We start from the raw sequence: 201 nt of genomic DNA, 5'->3' as shown, positions 1-201 counted from the left end.
GGCGTTCCGCCCCCGGCACCCAGCCCATCGAGCCAGTGGCGCAGGCCGGCCGAGGCCTTGAGGCCTTGCACCTGCCAATTGGGGAGCGTGCCGCTGGCCGTCAACAGCGCCAGGCGGGCGCGTTGTCGGTAGGCGTCGTCGAACAGTTGCGCCAGCAGGCCCTTGCCGTCACTCAAGGCGCGATGACGCCGGGTCGAGGCC

Annotated in this window: 1 pseudogene; it reads right to left on the bottom strand. The window is 72.1% G+C overall.

Annotated elements, in window-relative coordinates:
* Window positions 1–201 (bottom strand): annotated as a pseudogene (locus tag CFII68_RS27615) (magnesium chelatase); the annotation flags it as partial.

This window comes from Pseudomonas sp. CFII68, from assembly GCF_000416195.1.
In the GTDB taxonomy this organism is placed as follows: domain Bacteria; phylum Pseudomonadota; class Gammaproteobacteria; order Pseudomonadales; family Pseudomonadaceae; genus Aquipseudomonas; species Aquipseudomonas kilonensis.
Note: the sequence above shows the minus strand (reverse complement) of the source record. Positions and strands in the feature narration are given on the sequence as shown.